This window comes from Salipiger marinus, assembly GCF_900100085.1.
GTDB classification, from domain to species: Bacteria; Pseudomonadota; Alphaproteobacteria; order Rhodobacterales; family Rhodobacteraceae; genus Salipiger; species Salipiger marinus.
The window spans coordinates 36210-56761 of record NZ_FNEJ01000002.1 but is presented as its reverse complement, the minus strand read 5'-3'; the positions used below and the strand labels follow the sequence as shown (position 1 = coordinate 56761).

Sequence of the window (20552 nt, the reverse complement as noted above, 5' to 3'; positions counted from 1 at the left end):
CATGCGACACCCGACCCGTCTGATCCCGCTCGCCGTCACGCTGCTGGCCTGCGCCTTCCTGCTGGTGCCCATCGTGCAGTCGGTGCTGGCGGGGCTGACCGTGAACTATTTCCGCGGCCTGTCCTCCGGCCTGACCCTGAAATGGGTGGGCGAGGTCTGGGGGCTTTACGCCTCCAGCATCCTGCTGTCGATCTGGCTGGCGCTGGCCTGTCTGGCGGTGACGCTGGTGCTGGGCGTGCCCGCCGCCTATGCGCTGGCCCGCCGCCCCGGTCGCGCGGCGCGCGTGCTGGAGGAGTTCATCTCGCTGCCGCTGGCCGTTCCCGGTCTGGCGCTGGCGCTGGCACTGCTGCAGCTTTACGGATCCTATAGCGGGTTCCGCACCAGCTGGGCCTTCATCCTTGTCGGCCATGTGCTTTACACGCTGCCGTTCATGGTGCGCTCCGTGCTGGCGGTGCTGGCCGCCATCGACCTGAAAACGCTGGAGGAGGGGGCGGCCACGCTGGGCGCCGGTCCGGCGCGGCGCTTTGTCGACATCGTGGTGCCCAATGCCCTGCCGGGCATTCTGGCCGGGGCGCTGACCGTGGTCACGCTGTCCATCGGGGAATTCAACCTGACATGGATGCTGCACACCCCCTATCTGAAAACGCTGCCGGTGGGGCTGGCGGACAGCTACGCCTCCATGCGGCTGGAAATCGCCTCCGCCTATACGCTGGTCTTCTTCGTGATGATCGTGCCGCTGCTGGTGGCCATGCAATGGGCCAGCGCCCGTGCCCAGAGGATCCTGTCATGACCCTGTCCCTGTCCCGCGTCGCCAAGACCTTTGCCGGTGGCACCAAGGCGCTGCTGCCCACCGATCTGACCATCGCACCGGGCGAAATCCTGTCGCTGCTGGGGCCCTCCGGCTGTGGCAAGACCACGCTTCTGCGCATCATCGCCGGTCTGGAACAGCCCGATCCCGGCGCCCGGGTGCTGTTCGACGGCGAGGAGGTCACGGCGCTGCCGGTGGAACGGCGCCGCATCGGCATGGTCTTCCAGTCCTATGCGCTGTTTCCCAACATGTCGGTGCGGGCCAATATCGGCTACGGGCTGAAGATGCAGGGGCTGGCGCGGGCCGATATCGACGCCCGGGTCGACGAGGTCACGGCGCTCTGCCAGCTGCAGCCCTATGCCAGCCGGGCGGTCACGGCACTGTCGGGCGGGCAGCGGCAGCGCGTGGCGCTGGCCCGTGCCATCGCGCCGCGCCCCCGGGTGCTGCTGCTGGACGAGCCGCTCTCGGCGCTGGATGCGGCGCTGCGCGGCCAGCTGCGCGACGAACTTGCGCTGCTGCTGCGCAGCTTCGGGATCACCGCGATCTTTGTCACCCACGATCAGGACGAGGCCATGGCCATCGCCGACCGCGTCGCGGTGATGCGGGCGGGGCAGGTGGCGCAGATCGGCACGCCGGAGACGCTTTACCGCAACCCGACCTCCGGCTTTGTCGCCCGCTTTGTCGGCGGGGCGATGCCGCTGCGCGGGCGCGTCACCGGGGATCACCTGCATCTGCCGGGCGGCGCTTTGCGGCTGCGCCCCGGCGCGGCGGGCCAGCAGGTGTTCGTGCGGGCCGAGGACATCCGGCTTGACCCCGAGGGCCCGCTGGCCGCCCGGGTCGAGGCGGTGACCTTTCTGGGCACCCATTACCGCCTCGCGCTGTCGGGGGCGGCCCCTGACCTTTTGACCGCGCTGCATGCCGGGCACAGCGCGCCCAGACCCGGCGAGGCCGTGCGCCTGTCCATCGCGCCCGACGCGCTCCTGTCCCTGCCTGCGGAAGACCACGCCTGATGTCCAGTTTCATCCAGATCACCGACCCCCATATCGTCGCCAAGGGCGCGCTGGTCTGTGGCCGCTCCGACACTGCCACCGCGCTGCGGTTGGCGGTCGCCACCATCAACGACCGGCTGCCGCTGCTGGAAGGGGTCACCTGCGCGATTGTAACCGGCGATCTGACCGATCACGGCACCCCCGAGGAATACGCGCATTTCCTCGAGATCATGGCGACGCTTGATCTGCCTTGGCTGGCGGTGCCGGGCAATCACGACCAGCGCGCCGCGATGCGTGCGGCCTGTGCCGGGGCATCGTGGCTGCCTGCGGAGGGACCGATTCACTGGCAGCGGGATTTTGGCCCTTATTCGGTGATCGCGCTCGACACGCTGCTGGAGGGCGCGCATCACGGGCGTCTCTGTGCCGAAGGTCTGGAGTTTCTGGACAGCGCCCTGACCGCCCTTGGCGACCAGCCTGCGGTGATCGCCACGCATCATCCGTGGCTGCCTTCGGGGATTCCGGCGATGGATGCGGACAACCTGCATAATGGGGCTGCGCTGATGGCCCGGCTGGAGGCGCATCCCGGCCCGGTGCGGATGATCTCGGGCCATGTGCACCGGGCAGTGACCGGGCAGATCGGGCGAATCCCCTGCCAGATCGCGCCCGCCCCCTGTCATGCCGTGGCGCTGGACCATAGGGCAGGGCGGGATCCGGGGCTGGTGCTGGAACCGGGCGCGGTCACCCTCTACCGCTGGCACGAGGTGCCGGGGCCCTGCCTGACCAGCACCCTGCTGCCCTTGGGCCGGTTTTCCGGACCATGGCCCTTTGACTGACCCAAGCGTGACGGCGGGACCGGAGCCGGTCCTGCCGCGCCGCAGGGCGCACCAACGCGCGCGCCCAAGAGGTGCCGGATTATGAATGAGATACAGGAAGGGGGATGGTGCTGTGAGAGAGGATTGAACTCTCGACCTCACCCTTACCAAGGGTGTGCTCTACCACTGAGCTACCACAGCCTATGTCCCTCCAGATTGCTACTCCAGAGAAGACCCTGGATCAAGCGGCTCTGGAAAAGCCTTTGCTTTCATCGCCTTTCCCGGAATTCTCTGCGCTGCTTCGTAGAAGCGCCGGGCGCCGGGTTGGCGTGGCGCGGTGATTAGACTCAAAGTTCCGGGGGTGCAAGCGCAATCTGGACGGTTTTTCGTCCCTCGTTTAAAGAAGGCACATGGAGCGCAAGACAGGCACCCCCAAATCCCCCGCCCCAACCCGGGAGGACCGGCTCAAAGCCGCCCTCAAGGCGAATCTGGCGCGCCGCAAGGCGCAGGCCAAGGCGCGGGGCGGGACAGAAAAACCAGCTCCGGGGCAGAGCAGCGAAAAGGACGGCTGAAGCATGGATTCCATTTTGGTGACGGGCAACGGTCCGCTCTCGGGGCAGATCCCCATCGCAGGTGCAAAAAACGCCTGCCTGACACTGATGCCCGCCACGCTGCTGTCGGACGAGCCGCTGACGCTGACCAACGCGCCGCGGCTGTCGGACATCCGCACCATGACGCTGCTGCTGCAGTCGCTGGGTGCCGAGGTGCAGGCGCTGAACGACGGTCAGGTGCTGGCGCTGTCGAGCCACGCGCTGACCTCGACCCGGGCCGAATATGACATCGTGCGCAAGATGCGCGCCTCGATTCTGGTGCTGGGGCCGCTGCTGGCGCGGCATGGCGAGGCGCAGGTGTCGCTGCCCGGCGGCTGTGCCATCGGGGCGCGCCCGGTGGATCTGCATCTGCGGGCCATGGAGGCGCTGGGGGCCGAAATGGATCTGCGCGACGGCTATGTGCATGCCAAGGCGCCTGCGGGCGGGCTGCGCGGCGGCGTCGTGCGCTTTCCGCTGGTGTCGGTGGGCGCCACGGAAAACGCGCTGATGGCGGCGGTGCTGGCGCGCGGGACAACCGTGCTGGAAAATGCCGCGCGCGAGCCGGAGATCGTGGATCTGGCGCAGTGCCTGCGCAAGATGGGCGCCCGGATCGAGGGCGAAGGCACGTCCCGGATCGAGATCGAGGGTGTGGACCGGCTGGGCGGCGCCACGCATCGCGTGGTCACCGACCGCATCGAACTTGGCACCTATATGCTGGCCCCGGCGATCTGCGGCGGCGAGGTGGAATGTCTGGGCGGGCGCATCGACCTGCTGCAGGCCTTCTGCGAAAAGCTGGACGAGGCGGGGATCTCGGTCGAGGAAACCGCGACCGGGCTGAAAGTGGCGCGCAAGAATGGCCGGGTGCGGGCGGTGAACGTGGTGACGGAGCCGTTCCCCGGCTTTCCCACCGACCTGCAGGCGCAGATGATGGCGCTGCTCTGCACCGCCGAAGGTGACAGCGTGCTGGAAGAGAAGATCTTTGAAAACCGCTTCATGCACGCGCCGGAACTGATGCGCATGGGTGCGCGGATCGACGTGCATGGCGGCACGGCCCGGGTGCGCGGCGTGGACGCGCTGCGCGGCGCGCCGGTGATGGCGACCGATCTGCGGGCCAGCGTGTCGCTGATCCTTGCCGGGCTTGCCGCCGAGGGCGAGACGGTGGTCAGCCGGGTGTATCATCTGGACCGCGGCTATGAGCATGTGGTCCGCAAGCTGCGCGGCGTGGGCGCAAAGATCGAAAGGATCAAGGGCGAGTGACCAGAGATGCACGATTCGAGGATGCGGGCGGCCAGCCGCTGAATCTGGGCGCGCTGGATGCCGAGGATCTGCAGGTGCTGTCGGCGCTGCTGCAGGATTCGGTGCTGACGGTGGCGGACATGTATTTCGAGCGGCGGCAGCGGCGGCTGGTGCTGCTGGTGAACCGGCTGCGCCGCGAGGAGGGCGCCGAAGGCCTGCCGCCCGAGCGGGTGCGCGCGGTGCTGGTGGTGGAGCATGTGCTGGGCGTGGCCAGTCAGGGTGTCCCGCGCGAGGCGCGCGACACGGTGCTGGCACTGCTGTCGGTGGGGTTCGAGCCGGGCGAAGACGGCGCGGGCTCGGTCATCTTCACGCTGGCCGGCGACGGGGTGCTGCGCGCTTCGGTGGAGGCGCTGGAGCTGCGCCTGCGCGACGTGACCCGGCCTTACAATGCCGTCTCGGGCAAGCTGCCGCGCCATCCCGACTGAGCGGCGCGGCAGGCGGGCAGGCGTCGGGGGGGGGCGCCCGTCCGCCCCGGACAGTTCCGGAGAGAGGGGGCGCTGCCCCCGTCGCCTGCGGCGACTCCCCCGGGATATTTGCAGTCAGAAGAAGCGGGGGCGCGCGGCGCTTGCGCTTGAGGCGGGGGCGGCGGGGCGCTATGTCCGCCCAAAGCCCTGAAAGGAAGTGTTCATGCCCGTCTTTCTTGACACGCGCGAGCCGGATTTCGAGATCGATTTTGCGCGTCTTCTTGGCGCCAAGCGCGAGGACAGCCCGGATGTGGACGACACGGTCGCCGCGATCATCGCCGATGTGCGCGCGCGCGGCGATGCGGCGGTGCTGGATCTGACCCGGCGCTTTGACCGGCTGGATCTGACCGCCGACCGGCTGGCCTTCACTCCCGCGGAGATCGCGGAGGAATGTGCGCGGGTGCCCGCCGCCGAGCGCGCGGCGCTGGAGACGGCGGCGGAGCGCATTCGCGCCTATCACGTGCGCCAGATGCCGGAGAATGCCCGCTGGACCGATCCGGATGGCGCGACGCTGGGCTGGCGCTGGACGCCGGTGGCGGCGGCAGGGCTTTACGTGCCGGGCGGGCTTGCCAGCTACCCGTCCTCGGTGCTGATGAACGCCATTCCCGCCAAGGTCGCCGGGGTGGAGCGGCTCTGCATCGCGGTGCCCACCCCCGATGGCGTGGTCAATCCGCTGGTGCTGCTGGCCGCGCGCATCGCCGGGGTCGACGAGATCTACCGCATGGGCGGCGCGCAGGCCATCGCGGCGCTGGCCTATGGCACCGAGACCGTGGCGCCGGTGGACAAGATCACCGGCCCGGGCAATGCCTTTGTGGCAGCGGCCAAGCGGCGGGTCTTTGGCAAGGTCGGGATCGACATGATCGCGGGGCCGTCGGAGATTCTGGTCATCGCCGATGGCGACAACGATCCCGAATTCATCGCGCTTGACCTGCTGAGCCAGGCTGAACATGACGAAAGCGCGCAGGCGATCCTGCTGACGCCCGATGCGGACTTCGGCCGCGCCGTGGCCGCCGAGGTGGAGCGCCTGCTGCAGGTGCTGGAGCGGCGCGCCATCGCTGCGGCAAGCTGGCGCGATTTTGGCGCCATCGTGGTCACCCGCGATCTGGCGGAGGCGGCGGCGCTGTCGGACCGGGTGGCGCCCGAGCATTTGGAACTGTGCGTGGCCGATCCCGAGGCGCTGGCGGCGCGGATCCGCCATGCGGGCGCGATCTTTCTGGGGCAATGGACGCCGGAGGCCATCGGCGATTACGTGGGCGGGCCCAATCATGTGCTGCCCACGGCGCGCTCGGCGCGCTTTTCCTCGGGGCTGTCGGTGCTGGATTTCCTCAAGCGCACCACGCTGGCGCAGATGTCGCCCGCAGCCCTGCGTGCCATCGGCCCCGCCGCCGAGGTGCTGGCGCGGTCGGAAAGCCTGCAGGCGCACGGGCTGTCGGTCACGGCCCGGCTGCGCAAGCTGAACGGCTGACCCCCGCAGCGGCAGTCCCGGCCCGGTGCCGGGACCGCATCGCTGCATTGCGGGGGCGGGCGGGCCGCGCTACTGCTGGGGCAACCGCGCAAGGACGATGCCATGAGCCATATCGCCCATATTGACCTCGACGATGCCAACCTGCCCGCGCCCACGCCCGAGATCGAGCAGGAGCGCCGCGTCGCCATGTTCGACCTGATGGAGCGCAACCGCTTCATCCTGCCCGCGCGCGAGGACCGGGCGGCGCCCGCCGGGCCCTACCGGCTGGGGCTTGCCATCCGCGAGAAGCGGCTGGTCTTCGACATCGCCACCGAGGCGGGGGAAAAGGCGGCGGAATTCCATCTGTCGCTGTCGCCCTTCCGGCAGGTGGTGAAGGATTACTTCCAGATCTGCAAAAGCTATTTCGACGCGGTCAAGACCGCCGCCCCCAGCCAGATCGAGACCATCGACATGGCCCGGCGCGGCATCCACAACGAGGGCGCGCGCATCCTGCAGGAGCGGCTGGAGGGCAAGGCCGAGGTGGATACCGACACCGCCCGGCGGCTGTTCACCCTCATCTGCGTGCTGCATTTCGGGGGCTGAGCCTTGCCGCAACTGCCGCAATCGGTGCTGTTCTGCTGTGACCACAACGCCGTGCGCTCGCCCATGGCCGAGGGGATCATGAAGAAATTCTACGGCACCGGCACCTATGTGCAGTCGGTGGGCGTGGTCAACGATCTGGAAATCGACGGCTTCGCCATCGCCGTCTGCAAGGAGATCGGGGTGGAGCTGTCGCGGCACCGCGCCCGCAGCTTCGAGGAGATGGAGCAGATGGGCGAAACCCTGTCGGGCTTCGACCTGATCGTCGCCATGTCGCCCGCCGCACAGCGCGCGGCGCTGGAACTGACGCGGTTCTATCACTTGACCGTGGAATACTGGCCGATCATGGATCCGACCGGGCTTGGCGAAACGCGGGAAACCAAGCTCAACGCCTATCGCCAGACCCGCGACCAGATTCACGACAAACTCAAGGCCCGATGGGGGGGACAATGACAGCAAGCGACATCATCCGGCGCTATTTCGATGCTTTCAACGCCAAGGACACGGCAGCCATGCTGGCCTGCCTCGATCCCGAGGTGGCCCATCACGTCAACGAGGGCGAGGTGCGCATCGGCACCGAGAAATTCGCCGCATTCTGCGCCCACATGACCCGCAGCTATGACGAGACGCTCACCGACATGGTGGTGTTCGAGGCCGAAGGCGGCACCCGCGCCGCCGCCGAATACATCGTCAACGGCACCTATCTGCAGACCGATGAGGGGCTGCCCCCGGCGCGCGGCCAGACCTACCGGCTGCCTGCGGGCTCGTTCTTCACGCTGAAGGACGGGCGCATCAGCCGGGTCGTGACCTATTACAACCTCGCCGACTGGGTGCGGCAGGTCGCATGACCGAGGTGCGGGTGCTGACGGGCGCGGCGCTCGACGCCGCGCTCGAGGATGTGGCGCGGCTGCGCATCGCGGTGTTCCGCGACTTCCCCTATCTCTATGACGGGGATCTCGAATATGAACGCGGCTATCTGCAGACCTATCGCGACAGCCCCGGCGCGGTGCTGGTCGGCGCCTTCGACGGCGCGCGGCTGATGGGGGCTGCCACCGGCACGCCGATGGAGGACCACGCGGAGGATTTCGCCCAGGCCTTCGCCGGGACCGGCCTCCCGCTTGCCGAGATCTTCTACTGCGCCGAATCGGTGCTGCTGCCGGAGGCGCGCGGGCAGGGCATCGGCCACCGGTTTTTCGACCTGCGCGAGGCCCATGCCCGCACGCTTGGCCGCCGCTACAGCGCCTTCTGCGCCGTCGAACGCCCCGCCGGTCACCCGGCGCGGCCCGCAGGTTACGGCCCGCTCGACCCGTTCTGGCGCAGACGCGGCTACGCGCCGCTGCCGGGGGTCGCGGCCAGCTTCCGCTGGACCGATCTTGGCGACAGCGCGCAGAGCGACCACCGCCTCAACTTCTGGCTGCGCGATCTTCGGGCCCCGGCCGCTTCTTCTGACTGAAAATATCCCGGGGGAGTCCGCCGTTGGCGGACGGGGGCAGAGCCCCCTCTTTCATATCAGTCCGCCCCCGGCGGACGGGGGCAGAGCCCTCATCAACACCACCGCTCCCAGAAAAGGACCACGCCCATGAAAATCGCCACCGCCGCCTATCCCATGGACATGCTCGCGGACTGGGATGCCTATGTGCACAAGCTCGGCACCTGGGTCGCCGAGGCTGCGGGGCAGGGGGCGCAGCTGCTGGTCTTCCCGGAATATGGCGCGATGGAACTGGCCACGCTGGCGGGCGCCGCCACGGCGGCGGATCTGGAGGCGTCGCTGCATGCCGTCTCGGATCTGGTGCCCGCGGCGGATGCGCTGCATGCCGATCTGGCGGCGCGGCACGGGGTGCATATCCTTGCCGCTTCCGCCCCGGTCTTTGATGCCGCGATCTCGGCCCGTCCGGTGAACCGCGCCCGGCTTTTCACCCCCGGCGGCGCCATGGGCGCGCAGGACAAGCAGATCATGACCCGATTCGAACGCGAGGACTGGAACGTGGTGGGGGGCGGCCCGCTGCAGGTCTTCGACACCGCGCTGGGGCGCATCGGCATCCTGATCTGCTATGATTCGGAATATCCGCTGCTGGGCCATGCGCTGCGCGAGGCCGAGCTGCTGCTGGTGCCCTCCTGCACCGAGGCGCTGGCGGGCTACAGCCGGGTGCGCATCGGCGCCATGGCCCGGGCGCTGGAACAGCAATGCGTCAGCATCATGTCCTCGACCGTGGGGCTCTGCGACTGGTCGGAGGCGGTGGACACCAATTCGGGCCGGGGCGGCGTGTTCGGCCCACCGGACAGGGGGTTTCCGGCCACCGGCGTGCTGGCCGAAGGCGTGCTGGACCAGCCCGGCTGGACCTATGCGACGCTGGACCTTGACGCCATCGCGCGGGTCCGCGACGATGGGGGGGTGCTGAACCGCAGCCATTGGACCGACCAGTCCGGGCGCGACGGCCCCGCAGTGCTGCGGGCGCTGCGGTGACGCTGTTTCAGCGTCCTGCAATTGCACCCTTGAAAATTGCGCCGTTCGGGCGCATATCGTATCGCGTTCCGTCATAGCCACGGAACGGTAAGTCTAGGAGACAGCATGGCCAAGGAAGACACGCTCGAATTCCCCGGTGTCGTGAAGGAACTCCTGCCCAATGCGACGTTCCGGGTCGAGCTTGAAAACGGCCATGAGATCATCGCACATACGGCAGGCAAGATGCGCAAGAACCGCATCCGTGTTCTTGCAGGCGACAAGGTTCAGGTGGAAATGACCCCCTATGATCTGACCAAGGGCCGGATCAACTATCGCTTCAAATAAGCTCCGCGCGGATCCGGCACAGATTGCGGGATCCGTCAGCGGAGGCGGCCCGGGTCCGGGCCGCGCACAGACCGCGGGGGGCCGCCTATGAAACTTGTTCTTGGCTCCGGCAGCCCGCGACGGCGCGACCTGCTCGCGCAGCTTGGCGTGACCGCAGACGCCATCCTTCCGCCCGACATCAACGAAGATCCGATGCCGGGCGAACTGCCCCGCCCCTATTGCATCCGCCTCGCGCGGGAAAAGGCGCTGGCCGTGGACGCGGCGGAGGATGACATCGTCCTGTCCGCCGACACCACCGTGGCGCTGGGGCGGCGCATCCTTGGCAAACCGCGCGACGCGGGCGAGGCGGCGGAGTTTCTGACCGCGCTTGCCGGCCGCCGTCACCGGGTCGTCACCGCCGTGGCGGTGCGGCGCGGATCCCGTCTGTGGGAACGCGACGTGGTCACGCAGGTGAAGATGAAACTGCTCTCCAACCTTGAACTCAACGCCTATCTCGCCACCGGCGACTGGCAGGGCAAGGCGGGCGGCTACGGCATTCAGGGGCCTGCGGGCGCCTTCATCCCGTGGATCAACGGCAGCTTTCCCGCCGTCATGGGCCTGCCTCTGGCGGAAACCGCGCATCTTCTGGCCGCCGCAGGCTATCCGCTTTACCGGGAGACCGACGCATGAAGGGCCGCACCATCGCGCTGGACCATCTGACGCAGCAGGGGGAGCAGGTCGAGGCCGCCGCCCTGATCGTCGATGGCGTGCTGCAGGATCTGCTGATCGACAGCGACCATCCCCGCCCCGGCACCATCTATCGCGGCGTGGCCGAACGCCCGATGAAGGGGCAGGGCGGCATGTTCCTGCGCACCCCCGACGGGTCCGCCTTTCTGCGGCAGGTCAAGGGGCTGGCGCCGGGCCAGCCGATCCTCGTGCAGGTCACGGGCTTTGCCGAACCGGGCAAGGCCATTCCGGTGACCACGCGGATCCTGTTCAAGTCGCGTTATGCCATCGTCACCCCCGGCGCGCCCGGACTCAACGTGTCGCGCCAGATCAAGGATGACGACCTGCGCGACCAGCTTCTGGAAATCGCGCATGAGGTGATGACCGGCGAAGACGGGCTGATCCTGCGGTCGGCCTGTGACGGCGCCGATCCCGACGACATCGCCGAAGACATCGCCGCCATGGCGCAGCTTTGCGCGCAGGTCATGGCCGACACCAGCGGCGAGGCGGAAACGCTGGTCGAAGGCGACAGCCCCCATGCGCTGGCGTGGCGCGACTGGGAAAAGGCCGATCTGGATGCGGGCCCCGGCAGCTTTGACCGGCACAGTGTGCATGACATGATCGAGACGCTGCAAAGCCCCGACGTGCCGCTGTCCGGCGGCGGGTCGATGCGGATCGAACCCACCCGCGCGCTGGTCGCGGTGGATGTGAACACCGGCGCCGACAGCTCGCCCGCAGCGGGGCTGAAGGCCAATGCCGCCGCGCTGAAGGAACTGCCGCGCCAGCTGCGGCTGCGCGGACTGGGCGGGCAGGTCATCGTCGATCCGGCGCCCATGCCCAAAAAGGACCGCCGCGCGCTGGAACAGGTGCTGCGCGCCGCGCTCAAGGCCGATGCGACCGAAACCATCCTTGCGGGCTGGACCCAGCTGGGCCTGATGGAGATCCAGCGCAAGCGCGACCGCGTGCCCCTGACCGAGGTGCTGAGATGAGCTGTCCGATCTGCGGCAAACCGACCGAGACCAAATACCGTCCCTTCTGTTCCGGGCGCTGTGCCGATGTGGATCTGGCGCGCTGGATGTCGGGCAGCTACGCCGTGCCCTCGACCGATCCGCAGGATGTCGAAGAGGCGCTGGAAGCGGCGGAGCGTGAACTTTCCCGGCTCTCCGACACCCCGACCAAGCAGACAAGGCATTGACCATGATTGCAGACACGCCCGGCCTTCTGGACGCCATCCGCGCCCGCTTTGCCCATGTGGACAGCTGCCCCTTCACCGGGCCGCGCATCTTCTTTGAAAACGCGGGCGGCGCGCTGACGCTCAGCGCGGTGGCCGAAACCTCGGCCCGTTTTGCCGCGATCCCCGACAATCAGGGCCGGGACAATCCCGCCTCCGCCGCCTTGGGCGAGATCATCGCCAAGGCCAAGGAAGACGCGCGCGGCTTTTTCAACGCCCCCGAGGGCGGGCAGATCTTTGTCGGCGAAAGCGGCACCGAACTGCTGTTCCGGCTCATCGCCGATGCCTGTCTTGGCGCGCCCGAAGGCGGGGTGGTGCTGGGCTCGACCATCGAACATCCGGCCTCGCGCAGCGCCGCCGCCCGCTGGTCCGAAGTGGCGGGCAAGCGCCATGTGCTGATCCCGCATGACGACGCCACGGGGCTCGTCACCGCCGAAGCCTATGCCGCCGCCGTCACGCCGGACGTGCGCGTGGCCACCATCCTGCACACCTCGCCCGTTACGGGCATGAGCATGGATCTGGCCGCCATCGCCGCCGCGATCCGCGCCGTGGCGCCCGAGGCCTATATCATCGTGGACGGCATCCAGCATGCCTGCCATGGCGGCATCGACCTGACCGCGGCCGGGGTCGATGGCTATGTCATCTCTCCCTACAAGGTGTTTTCGCGCCATGGCTACGGGCTCGCCTATGCGTCGGACCGGCTGTCGGCCCTGCCGCATAACGCGCTGATGAACGGGCCGAAGGGCACATGGGAACTGGGCACGCGGGATACCGGCGCTTATGCCACCTTCTCGGACGTGGTGGACTATTTCGAATGGCTGGGCGGTCAGGTCAGCGACGCCACCGATCCGCGCGAACTGATCGTGGCGGCGGGCCACGCCATCCACGAACAGGAGGCGCGGCTCTGTCAGGTGGCGCTGCACGGCACCGGCAACCTCAAGGGGCTGGCCGAACTGCCCGGCGTCACTATCGTCGGCGGCATCGACAATGCCGCGCGCGAAGGGCTGGTCAGCTTCTATGCCGAAGGGCACCCGTCGCCCGAGATCGTGGCGGCGCTGCGGGACGAAGGCATCCGGGTGCATACGCGCAAGGCGGACCATTACTCCGGCAACGTGCTGACGCCGCTGGGGCAGGCCGACTGCGTGCGCGTGTCCTTCTGCCATTACAATTCCGAAGCCGAGGTGGCGGCGCTGCTGTCCGCCATGGCCCGCATTCTGGACTGACCGCCAGCCCGGCACGCCCCCGGAGACGGGGCGTGCCAAAAGGCGGTTGCGGTCGCGCGGCGGGCGCGCCAAGGTTTGCGCCATGACCGCCGAAACTTCCCCCCTGTTGCGCACCGTTGGCATTGATGGCCTGCTGGTCAGCTTTGGCGACCGGCTGGACGAGGCCGCCAACCGTGCCGCGCTTGCCTTTCGTGCCGCGCTCGAGGCCGAAGACTGGGAGGGGGTGACCGAGCTTTCCTCCTCGCTGGTGTCGACCTATCTGCGCTTCGATCCGTTGGCGCTGTCCCATGCCGAGCTTGAGGCGCGGCTGCGCCCGCTGATGGCCTCGCGCGACTGGCGCGAGGCGCCGCTGCCGCAGGGACGGCGGCTGCACCGCATCCCCACCGCCTATGGTGGCCAGCTTGGCCCGCAGCTGGCGGAGGCCGCGGGTCTTGCCGACATGACCGAGGCGCAGGCGGTGGAGGCGCTGTCGAGCGCGCGGGTGCGGGTCACGGCGCTGGGATTCGCGCCCGGCCAGCCCTATCTGGGCGAGCTGCCGCCGGTCTGGAACATCCCCCGCCAGCAGGCGCTGACCCCCAAGGTGCCCAAGGGCGCGCTGGTGCTGGCGATCCGGCAGTTCGTGATCTTTTCGGTGACCGCCCCCACCGGCTGGCGCCATGTGGGCCAGACCGCGGCACCACTGTTCCGCATGGGCCATGCGCGGCCCTTCCTGCTGGCGCCGGGGGACGAGGTGGAATTTCCCGCGCTGTCCGAGGCAGAGTTTGACCGGCTTGCCACCGATCCGGACGGCGGCGTGACGTCGGAGGTGCTGTCATGAGCGGCGGGCTGCGGGTGCTGTCGGTCGGCCCGGCGGTGACGGTGCAGGATGGGGGCCGCCCCGGCTGGATCGGGCAGGGCCTGTCGCGCGGCGGCGCCATGGACCGGCAGGCCTTGGCCGAAGCGGCGGCGCTGCTGGACCAGCCGCAGGGCGCCGCGCTGGAAATGGCCGGAGCCGGGGGCCGGTTCGAGGCGCTGTCGGATCTGCGCATCGCGCTGACCGGGGCGCCGATGCGCGCGCAGATCGACGGGCAGCCGGTGGTCTGGCACGCGGTGCATGCCCTGCCCAAGGGCGCGGTGCTGGATCTGGGGCCGGTGACGGCGGGGGTTTACGGCTATCTGAGCCTTGGCGGCGGGTTTGATCTGCCGATGGTGCTGGGGGCGCAGTCGGCGCATCTGACCGCAGGGCTGGGCGCGCGGCTTGAGCCCGGCGAGGTGCTGCCTGCGGGGACGGATCGCGGCGGGCCGACCGGGCGCAAGCTTGCCGTGGAGGACCGGTTCTCCGGCGGGCTGCTGCGCCTTGTGCCCAGCCTGCAGACCGGGCTTTTCCCCGAAGAGCAGCGCGACCGGCTGGGGCGGACCCGCTTTGTCCGCGATTCCCGCGCCAACCGCATGGGCGTGAAGCTGGTGCCGGAAGGCGAGGGTTTTGGCGTCGAGGGCGGGCTGTCGGTGGTGTCAGAGGTCATCACCCCGGGCGACATCCAGATCACCGGCGATGGCGCGCCCTTCGTGCTGATGGCGGAATGCCAGACCACCGGCGGCTATCCCCGGCTGGGCACGGTCATTCCCGCCGATCTGCCGCGCGTGGCGCAGGCGCCCGCCGGGGCGGATCTGCGGTTCCGCTTCGTCACGCTCGACGAGGCGCTGGCGGCAGAGGCGGCGCATCGCGCGCAGATGGCGGGGCTGCGCGGGCAGGTGGCGCCGCTGATCCGCCACCCGTCCGAGGTGCGCGACCTGCTGAGCCTGAAACTGGTCAGCGGATTTTCCAATGGCGAGCATCACGATCACTGAGGAGGGCAGGACATGCCAAGCGTCGATCTGAACGCGGATATGGGCGAAAGCTTTGGCCCTTGGGTCATGGGGCAGGATGCCGCGCTGCTGGAGGTCATCACCTCCGCCAACATCGCCTGCGGCATCCATGCCGGGGACTGGGACGTGATGGCCCAGACCATGCGCGTGGCGGTGGCGCAGGGCACCGGCATCGGCGCGCATCCGGGCTTTCCCGACTTGCAGGGCTTCGGGCGGCGGCGGATGCAGATCGCGGGCGAAAGCCTGAGCAATCTGGTGGCGTGGCAGCTGGGGGCGGCGCAGGCCATGGCGCGCGCGGCGGGGGGATCGGTGCGGCATCTGAAGCTGCACGGGGCGCTGGCCAATATGTGCGCCGAGGACGAGGCGCTGGCCCGTGCCGCCTATGAGGGCGCGCTGCGCGTCGATCCCGACATCATCATCATGGTGCTGGCCGCCACCGCGCAGCAGCGCGCGGTGGAGGGGCTGGGCTGTGCCTGGGCGGGCGAGATCTTTGCCGACCGCGCCTATAATGACGATGCGACGCTGGTGGACCGGGCGCTGCCCGGGGCGGTGATCCACGATCCCGATCTTGCGGCGCGGCGCATGGTGGAGATGGTACAGGCGGGTGCCATCGTCACGGAAAGCGGCGCGCGGATCCCGGCGCCTGTGGACACGATCTGCCTGCATGGCGATGGCGCCACCGCGCTGCAGATCGCCCGCGCGGTGCGCGCGGCGCTGGAGACGGCGGGCGTGACGCTGGCGCCGTTTGCGGGCCGTCGCGGCGCGGCGGGCTGATCCGGGGGCCCGCCCGCCAGAGGCGGGCAGAGGGGAGAAGAGGGGGCGCTGCTCCCCGCCCGCCAGAGGTGGGCAAAAAGGGGAAAGAGGGGGCGCTGCCTCCGCCCGCCAAAGGCGGGCAAAAAGGGGAAAGAGGGGGCGCTGCCCCCGTCCGCCAAAGGCGGGCAAAAGGGGAAAGAGGGGGCTCTGCCCCCGCCCCCTGCGGGGGCTCCCCCGGGATATTTGTGGCCGCTGGAAGCCGCAGTCAGCCCTGCGCGCAGGTGGCGATGCGCTGCGCCATGTCCTCGATCAGGCGGGGGTAGAAGTCGGCGCCGGGGGCAAGCGTGCTGCCCAGCGGGTCAAGCTCGGCCACGGGCAGGCTGGTGGAGGCGGTGACCGTCTCGATCAGATGCGGGTCGAACTGCGGTTCGGCGAAAATGCAGGTGGCGCCTTCGGCCTCCAGCGCGTCGCGCAGCGCGGCGAGCCGGGCCGGGCTGGGCGAGGTGGCGTCCGAAAGCCGGAGCGCCCCCAGAACCTGCAGCCCGAAGGCCTGTTCGAAATACTGGTAGGCGTCGTGGAAGACGACAAAGCGCGCCTCCTGCACTGGGTCGAGCGTGGCGCGGGCTGTGGTCACGGCCTCGTCAAGCCGGGCTTCGGCGGCTGCGGCATTGGCGCGGTAGGTGTCGGCATGGTCGGGATCGGCCTTTGCCAGCGCCTCGGCGATGGCCCCGAGCCAGAGCCGGGCATTCTGCGGATCAAGCCAGCCATGCGGGTCGTCGGCGCCATGGGCGTGGTCATGGCCGTGATCCTCTGCGGCGTGATCGTCGTGGTCGTGGTCGTGGTCCTCGTGGCCGTCCTCCGCCGCATGGTCGTCATGCGCATGCGCGTCGTGATCCTCGTCATGCGTGTCGGCGGCGCCGAACAGCACGTCCTCGCGGGTGGCAAGGTGGCGTGTGCCGGGCAGGTCGAACAGCGCCAGCGCCGCAGCCTCGCCCGCGATGGCGTCGATCTTGCGCGCCATGTCCGGGCTCAGCGCCTCGCCCATCCAGATCACCAGCTGCGCCTCCTGCAGGGCGCGCGCTTCGGAGGGTTTGAGCGCGTGGTCATGCGGCGAGGCGCCGGGCGGGACCAGCAGCGCGGGCGTGCCCAGATCCCCCATGACGCTGGCCACCAGCCCCTGCACCGGTGCGATGTCGGTGGCGACACGCGGCACCTCGGCGAGGGCGGCGGTGGAGGAGAGCAGCAGGGCGGGAAGCAGGGAGCGCAGCATCGGAGCCTCTTTCGGGTTGTGATGTTATAGTGTAACGATCCGGGCTTGATAGCGCCCCTGCTATAACATATCAAGCCCCAAACACGGAGGCCGCATGGACCCGCTTGGTTTCACCCGCCACGATCACGACCAGTGCCGCAGCCACGGGCTGCATTCCGCCGAGGAGGTCTGCGCGCGCGAGGGGCTGTCGCTGACGCCGCAGCGGCGCCGGGTGCTGGAGATCCTGCTGCGCCAGCACCGGGCCATGGGCGCCTATGACCTGATGGACGTGATGCGCGAGGAAGGCCGGGCGGCGCAGCCGCCCACCGTCTACCGGGCGCTGGATTTTCTGGTCTCCAACGGCTTTGCCCACAAGATCGAGCGGCTGAACGCCTTTGTCGCCTGCGCCCATCCCGGCGAGCGCCACAAGCCCGCCTTCCTGCTGTGCCGCGCCTGCGGGGCGGTGGCGGAGATGCCCGCCCGCGCCATCACCGATGCCGTGCGCGCGGCGGCGGAGAGCCTTGATTTTGCGCTGGAGCGGGTGGTGGTGGAGGCCGAGGGCCTGTGCCCGCGCTGCCGCGAGGCCAAGCCGTGCGGCTGATCGAGGCCAAAGGCATGACGGTGGCGCTGGCCGGGCAGGTGGTGCTGCGCGACGTGGATTTCCATGTCGATCCCGGCGAGATCGTGACCATCGTCGGTCCCAACGGATCCGGCAAGTCGACGCTTCTGCGCACGCTGATCGGCGCGCTGCGCCCCGAGGCCGGAGAGATCCGCCGCAAGCCGGATCTGCGTCTGGGCTATGTGCCGCAGAAGCTGCAGATCGACGCGACGCTGCCGCTGACCGTGGGTCGCTTCCTGTCGCTGCCCCGCCGGATCGCGGCGGCGCAGGCGCAGGCGGCGCTGGACGAGGCGGGGGCGGGCACGCTGACCGACCGGCCCATGGCCGATCTGTCGGGCGGGCAGTTCCAGCGCGTGCTGCTGGCCCGCGCGCTGCTGGGGCGGCCTGACCTGCTGCTGCTGGACGAGCCGACGCAGGGGCTGGACCAGCCCGGATCGGCGGCGTTTTACCGGCAGATCGAACAGATCCGCGCCCGGCTGGGCTGCGCCGTGGTCATGGTCAGCCATGAGCTGCATGTGGTGATGAGCGCCTCTGACCGCGTGGTCTGCCTGAACGGCCATGTCTGCTGTCAGGGCCATCCCGAAACCGTGGCGCAGGCGGCGGAATACCGGGCGCTGTTCGGCACCGGCACTCATGGCGCGCTGGCGCTTTACCGGCACGAGCACAGCCACAGCCACGATCACGACCACAGCCACGACCATACGGATCATGTGCACTGATGCTGGATGATTTTCTTGTCCGCGCCGCGCTGGCGGGGCTGGGGCTGGCGCTGGCCGCCGCTCCCTTGGGCTGTTTCGTGTCGTGGCGGCGCATGGCCTATTTTGGCGATGCCACGGCCCATGCCGCGATTCTGGGCGTGGCGCTGGCGCTGGCGCTGTCCCTGCCGGTCTTTGCGGGCACGCTGGCGGTGGCGCTGCTGATGGCGCTGCTGGTCGGCACGCTGAGCGAGCGGGGGCTGGCGCTGGACACCGTGCTGGGGGTGCTGGCGCATGGCGCGCTGGCGGTGGGGCTGGTGGCGATCACCTTCGTGCCGGGGGCGCGGCTTGACCTGTCGGCCTATCTGTTTGGCGACATCCTTGCGGTGACCCCCGCCGATCTGGCGGTGATCTGGGGCGGGGGGCTTGCGGTCAGCGCGCTGATGGTCTGGCGCTGGCAGGCGCTGCTGACCACCACCGTTTCGCCGGATCTGGCATGGGCGAGCGGGCTTGATCCGCGGCGCGAGCAGCGCATCCTGACCGTGGCGCTGGCCCTGACGGTGGCGGTGGCGATCAAGGTGGTGGGGGTGCTGCTGATCGGGGCCATGCTGCTGATCCCCGCCGCCGCGGCCCGCCCGTTTTCCCGCACGCCGGAGCGGATGGCGCTGCTTGCAGCTGCGATCGGCGCGGTCTCGGCCCTCGCAGGGCTGCAGATGGCGCTGTGGTTCGATACGCCCGCCGGGCCGTCGATGGTCTGCGTGGCGGCGGCGATCTTTGCCGTCTCCGCCGCAGCAAGCGCGCTGCGCGGCTGAGCGGATCACGGGCCTATGCGTGCCGCGCATCTTGAACTCGCGTGCCGATGATGGCGGGCGGCCTTGCCGCTTTCGACGTCAGGCAGGGGGCCGGTCAGCGCAGGGCCCTGAAAGCGCGACGAAGGCCCCGTGCTTTGCGATCAGACCGCGCAGGCTCATCTGGTCTGGAGCGGCACCCGGATGACCACGCGATACCCGGGCTTCGCGGGGCTTGTCTGCATGGCGGCGCCAAGCTGCGCAACCAGACCGTCGATGATGCGTGTGCCAAGACCCTGTTCGGCGCCTTCGGCCTTCCCGGTGCCGTTGTCGGCGACTTCCAGCACCAGATCGCCAGCGTCCAGACGGGTCGCGACCTTGATGATCCCGTTCGGAACGCCTGCAAGCCCGTGCTTGATCGCGTTCGTCGCCAGTTCGTTCACGATCAGCGCGAGCGGGATCGCCTTGTCCGCCGGCAGTTTCACCTCGGCCGGATCACACTGGACGGCCACACCGGCTGTCCCGGCATCGCCGGAGGCAAGATTGCCGCACAGCTCGCGCAGGTAGTCTCCGAAGGCGACGCTCGTCACCTCGTTCGAGCGGTAGAGCATCTCGTGCACGGAGGTGACCGCGCGGACCCGCGCCGCCGCCTCTTCGAGCCGTTCGCGCACTTCGCCCTTGCTGGCCCTGCGCGCGGCGGTGTTGAGGATGCTGGCCACAAGCTGAAGGCTGTTCTTGATGCGGTGGTTCACCTCGCCCAACAGCGTTTCTTTCTGCGCCAGCAGGCGGTCCCGTTCTTCCAGCGTCTGCGCCAGTTTTTCCTCCCGCTCCTTCGAGGCGGTGATGTCGAGGCTGACGACAACGAAGCGGGGCAGCGCGTCGCGGTGATCCCGCACAAGCTCCCCATGCGATGACAGCCACCGCGTGGCGCCATCCTCCCGCACCAGCCGGTGCGTGAGGGCCACAGAGGTATGTTCCGGCGCGTTCATTTCCTGTTCGAAAGCGGCGTGAAACTCGTCCCGGTCCTGAGCGTGGACCAAAGCAAAGATGACGGGCGCTGGCAGCGTGCCCTCGCGTTCCGGAAGGCCCAGCATGATGGCGAAGGCCCGCGAGACGTAGATGGTCTCGGTGCTGGGGTCGTATTCCCAGAAAGCAAGATCGTTGAGCCGCTGCGCCGACCGCAGGCGGATCGCCTGATCGCGGCGGAACAGCGTCTCCTCGGTGACATCGCGGACATGGTGGATCAGCGCCACGACCTTGCCGTCGCGCAGGATCGGCGTGTTCAGCGGCTTCCAGTAACGCTCCTCGAAGCCGCCCCCCGGCTCGCGGAGCGGGATGTCATATTTCTGCACCGCCATGGCATGCGTGCGGCCCGTCGTGCGCGCCGTCTCCAGCGAGGCGCGCAGGTTGCGCACGCCATCGGCGTTCGGATCATCGGGATTGTCCGGAAACGCCTCGAACATCGCGACGCCGACCAGATCCTCCCACCGGGCCCGTGTCAGGTCCAGATACTGCTGGTTGACGTCGATGATGGTGAAGTCGGGGTCAAGGATCAGATAGCCATGCGGCGCCGCCTCGAACACCGCGTTGCGCAGTGCCTCAGCCTCCAGATTTTCCGACAGTTCAGCCATGTCTGCCCCGCGCGCATGTTCA

General features: G+C 69.1%; 25 protein-coding genes and 1 tRNA gene. 23 read left to right on the top strand and 3 right to left on the bottom strand.

Going from position 1 to position 20552, the window contains the following annotated elements; genetic code table 11:
- Position 1: 1 nt before the first annotated feature.
- The 3 genes from BLR51_RS02215 to BLR51_RS02205 are packed head-to-tail and all read left to right on the top strand — an operon-like array spanning position 2 to position 2630.
- On the top strand, positions 2-790 hold the full coding sequence (locus tag BLR51_RS02215) for an ABC transporter permease (protein WP_089843166.1): 789 nt from the start codon (positions 2-4) through the stop codon (positions 788-790).
- Entirely contained in the window at positions 787-1818 is a 1032-nt protein-coding gene (locus tag BLR51_RS02210) for an ABC transporter ATP-binding protein (protein ID WP_089843163.1), read from the top strand. The genes BLR51_RS02215 and BLR51_RS02210 overlap by 4 nt, the downstream gene beginning before the upstream one ends.
- Positions 1818-2630: a phosphodiesterase gene (locus tag BLR51_RS02205; protein WP_089843160.1), complete on the top strand. Its 813-nt coding sequence runs from the start codon at positions 1818-1820 to the stop codon at positions 2628-2630. The genes BLR51_RS02210 and BLR51_RS02205 overlap by 1 nt, the downstream gene beginning before the upstream one ends.
- A gap of 105 nt (positions 2631-2735) precedes the next feature.
- Here the strand turns inward: BLR51_RS02205 and BLR51_RS02200 are convergent.
- Positions 2736-2810: transfer RNA gene (locus BLR51_RS02200), tRNA-Thr, on the bottom strand.
- 209 nt (positions 2811-3019) lie between these two features.
- Here BLR51_RS02200 and BLR51_RS27645 point away from each other — a divergent pair.
- The 17 genes from BLR51_RS27645 to BLR51_RS02120 all read left to right on the top strand — a co-directional run bounded on the left by BLR51_RS27645 (position 3020) and on the right by BLR51_RS02120 (position 15569).
- The gene (locus BLR51_RS27645; protein ID WP_165616716.1) at positions 3020-3181 is read left to right on the top strand and encodes a hypothetical protein; all 162 of its coding nucleotides are present in this window, start codon (positions 3020-3022) and stop codon (positions 3179-3181) included.
- 3 nt (positions 3182-3184) lie between these two features.
- Positions 3185-4456, top strand: coding sequence for a UDP-N-acetylglucosamine 1-carboxyvinyltransferase (murA, locus tag BLR51_RS02195; RefSeq protein ID WP_089843154.1), 1272 nt, complete (start codon positions 3185-3187; stop codon positions 4454-4456).
- Complete coding sequence (locus BLR51_RS02190) at positions 4453-4920, top strand: DUF2948 family protein (RefSeq protein ID WP_089843151.1); 468 nt, start codon at positions 4453-4455, stop codon at positions 4918-4920. The genes murA and BLR51_RS02190 overlap by 4 nt, the downstream gene beginning before the upstream one ends.
- Before the next feature lie 202 nt (positions 4921-5122).
- Positions 5123-6424 carry a histidinol dehydrogenase gene (hisD, locus tag BLR51_RS02185; RefSeq protein ID WP_089843148.1) on the top strand — a complete coding sequence of 434 codons (1302 nt, stop codon included), beginning with the start codon at positions 5123-5125 and terminating at the stop codon, positions 6422-6424.
- Positions 6425-6526: 102 nt separating this feature from the next.
- Positions 6527-7006: a UPF0262 family protein gene (locus BLR51_RS02180; protein ID WP_089843145.1), complete on the top strand. Its 480-nt coding sequence runs from the start codon at positions 6527-6529 to the stop codon at positions 7004-7006.
- 3 nt (positions 7007-7009) lie between these two features.
- Positions 7010-7456 (top strand): arsenate-mycothiol transferase ArsC, encoded by a 447-nt coding sequence (locus BLR51_RS02175; RefSeq protein WP_089843142.1) that lies wholly within the window; start codon positions 7010-7012, stop codon positions 7454-7456.
- Entirely contained in the window at positions 7453-7851 is a 399-nt protein-coding gene (locus tag BLR51_RS02170; protein WP_242656620.1) for a ketosteroid isomerase-related protein, read from the top strand. Before BLR51_RS02175 ends, BLR51_RS02170 begins: the two co-directional genes overlap by 4 nt.
- Entirely contained in the window at positions 7848-8456 is a 609-nt protein-coding gene (locus tag BLR51_RS02165) for a GNAT family N-acetyltransferase (RefSeq protein ID WP_089843133.1), read from the top strand. The genes BLR51_RS02170 and BLR51_RS02165 overlap by 4 nt, the downstream gene beginning before the upstream one ends.
- Before the next feature lie 126 nt (positions 8457-8582).
- A complete protein-coding gene (locus BLR51_RS02160) occupies positions 8583-9467 on the top strand; it encodes a carbon-nitrogen hydrolase family protein (protein ID WP_089843129.1) in 885 nt (294 codons plus the stop codon).
- Positions 9468-9572: 105 nt separating this feature from the next.
- Positions 9573-9791: a translation initiation factor IF-1 gene (gene infA / locus BLR51_RS02155; protein ID WP_005978431.1), complete on the top strand. Its 219-nt coding sequence runs from the start codon at positions 9573-9575 to the stop codon at positions 9789-9791.
- An 87-nt stretch (positions 9792-9878) separates the two neighbouring features.
- Positions 9879-10460 carry a Maf family protein gene (locus BLR51_RS02150; protein ID WP_089843127.1) on the top strand — a complete coding sequence of 194 codons (582 nt, stop codon included), beginning with the start codon at positions 9879-9881 and terminating at the stop codon, positions 10458-10460.
- Positions 10457-11485: a ribonuclease E/G gene (locus BLR51_RS02145; RefSeq protein WP_089843124.1), complete on the top strand. Its 1029-nt coding sequence runs from the start codon at positions 10457-10459 to the stop codon at positions 11483-11485. Before BLR51_RS02150 ends, BLR51_RS02145 begins: the two co-directional genes overlap by 4 nt.
- Positions 11482-11691: a DNA gyrase inhibitor YacG gene (locus tag BLR51_RS02140; protein WP_089843122.1), complete on the top strand. Its 210-nt coding sequence runs from the start codon at positions 11482-11484 to the stop codon at positions 11689-11691. The genes BLR51_RS02145 and BLR51_RS02140 overlap by 4 nt, the downstream gene beginning before the upstream one ends.
- A gap of 2 nt (positions 11692-11693) precedes the next feature.
- Complete coding sequence (locus tag BLR51_RS02135; protein WP_089843119.1) at positions 11694-12950, top strand: aminotransferase class V-fold PLP-dependent enzyme; 1257 nt, start codon at positions 11694-11696, stop codon at positions 12948-12950.
- A gap of 82 nt (positions 12951-13032) precedes the next feature.
- Complete coding sequence (locus tag BLR51_RS02130; protein ID WP_089843116.1) at positions 13033-13767, top strand: 5-oxoprolinase subunit B family protein; 735 nt, start codon at positions 13033-13035, stop codon at positions 13765-13767.
- Complete coding sequence (locus BLR51_RS02125) at positions 13764-14777, top strand: 5-oxoprolinase subunit C family protein (protein ID WP_089843113.1); 1014 nt, start codon at positions 13764-13766, stop codon at positions 14775-14777. Before BLR51_RS02130 ends, BLR51_RS02125 begins: the two co-directional genes overlap by 4 nt.
- Before the next feature lie 12 nt (positions 14778-14789).
- Positions 14790-15569, top strand: a complete 780-nt coding sequence (locus BLR51_RS02120; RefSeq protein ID WP_089843110.1) for a LamB/YcsF family protein — start codon at positions 14790-14792, stop codon at positions 15567-15569.
- A 244-nt stretch (positions 15570-15813) separates the two neighbouring features.
- Here the strand turns inward: BLR51_RS02120 and BLR51_RS02115 are convergent, their stop codons facing one another.
- Positions 15814-16818, bottom strand: coding sequence for a zinc ABC transporter substrate-binding protein (locus BLR51_RS02115; RefSeq protein ID WP_089843107.1), 1005 nt, complete (start codon positions 16816-16818; stop codon positions 15814-15816).
- A gap of 94 nt (positions 16819-16912) precedes the next feature.
- Between BLR51_RS02115 and BLR51_RS02110 the strand changes: the two genes are divergently transcribed.
- From BLR51_RS02110 to BLR51_RS02100, 3 genes are read left to right on the top strand one after another with little or no spacing between them, the layout of a single operon-like run.
- On the top strand, positions 16913-17398 hold the full coding sequence (locus BLR51_RS02110; protein WP_089843104.1) for a transcriptional repressor: 486 nt from the start codon (positions 16913-16915) through the stop codon (positions 17396-17398).
- Complete coding sequence (locus BLR51_RS02105; RefSeq protein WP_089844044.1) at positions 17389-18135, top strand: ATP-binding cassette domain-containing protein; 747 nt, start codon at positions 17389-17391, stop codon at positions 18133-18135. The genes BLR51_RS02110 and BLR51_RS02105 overlap by 10 nt, the downstream gene beginning before the upstream one ends.
- Positions 18135-18923, top strand: a complete 789-nt coding sequence (locus BLR51_RS02100; protein ID WP_089843100.1) for a metal ABC transporter permease — start codon at positions 18135-18137, stop codon at positions 18921-18923. Before BLR51_RS02105 ends, BLR51_RS02100 begins: the two co-directional genes overlap by 1 nt.
- 155 nt (positions 18924-19078) lie before the next feature.
- On the opposite strand, the gene BLR51_RS02095 is transcribed toward BLR51_RS02100, so the two are convergent.
- Positions 19079-20530 carry a sensor histidine kinase gene (locus BLR51_RS02095; RefSeq protein ID WP_165616715.1) on the bottom strand — a complete coding sequence of 484 codons (1452 nt, stop codon included), beginning with the start codon at positions 20528-20530 and terminating at the stop codon, positions 19079-19081.
- Between the last annotated feature and the right edge of the window lie 22 nt (positions 20531-20552).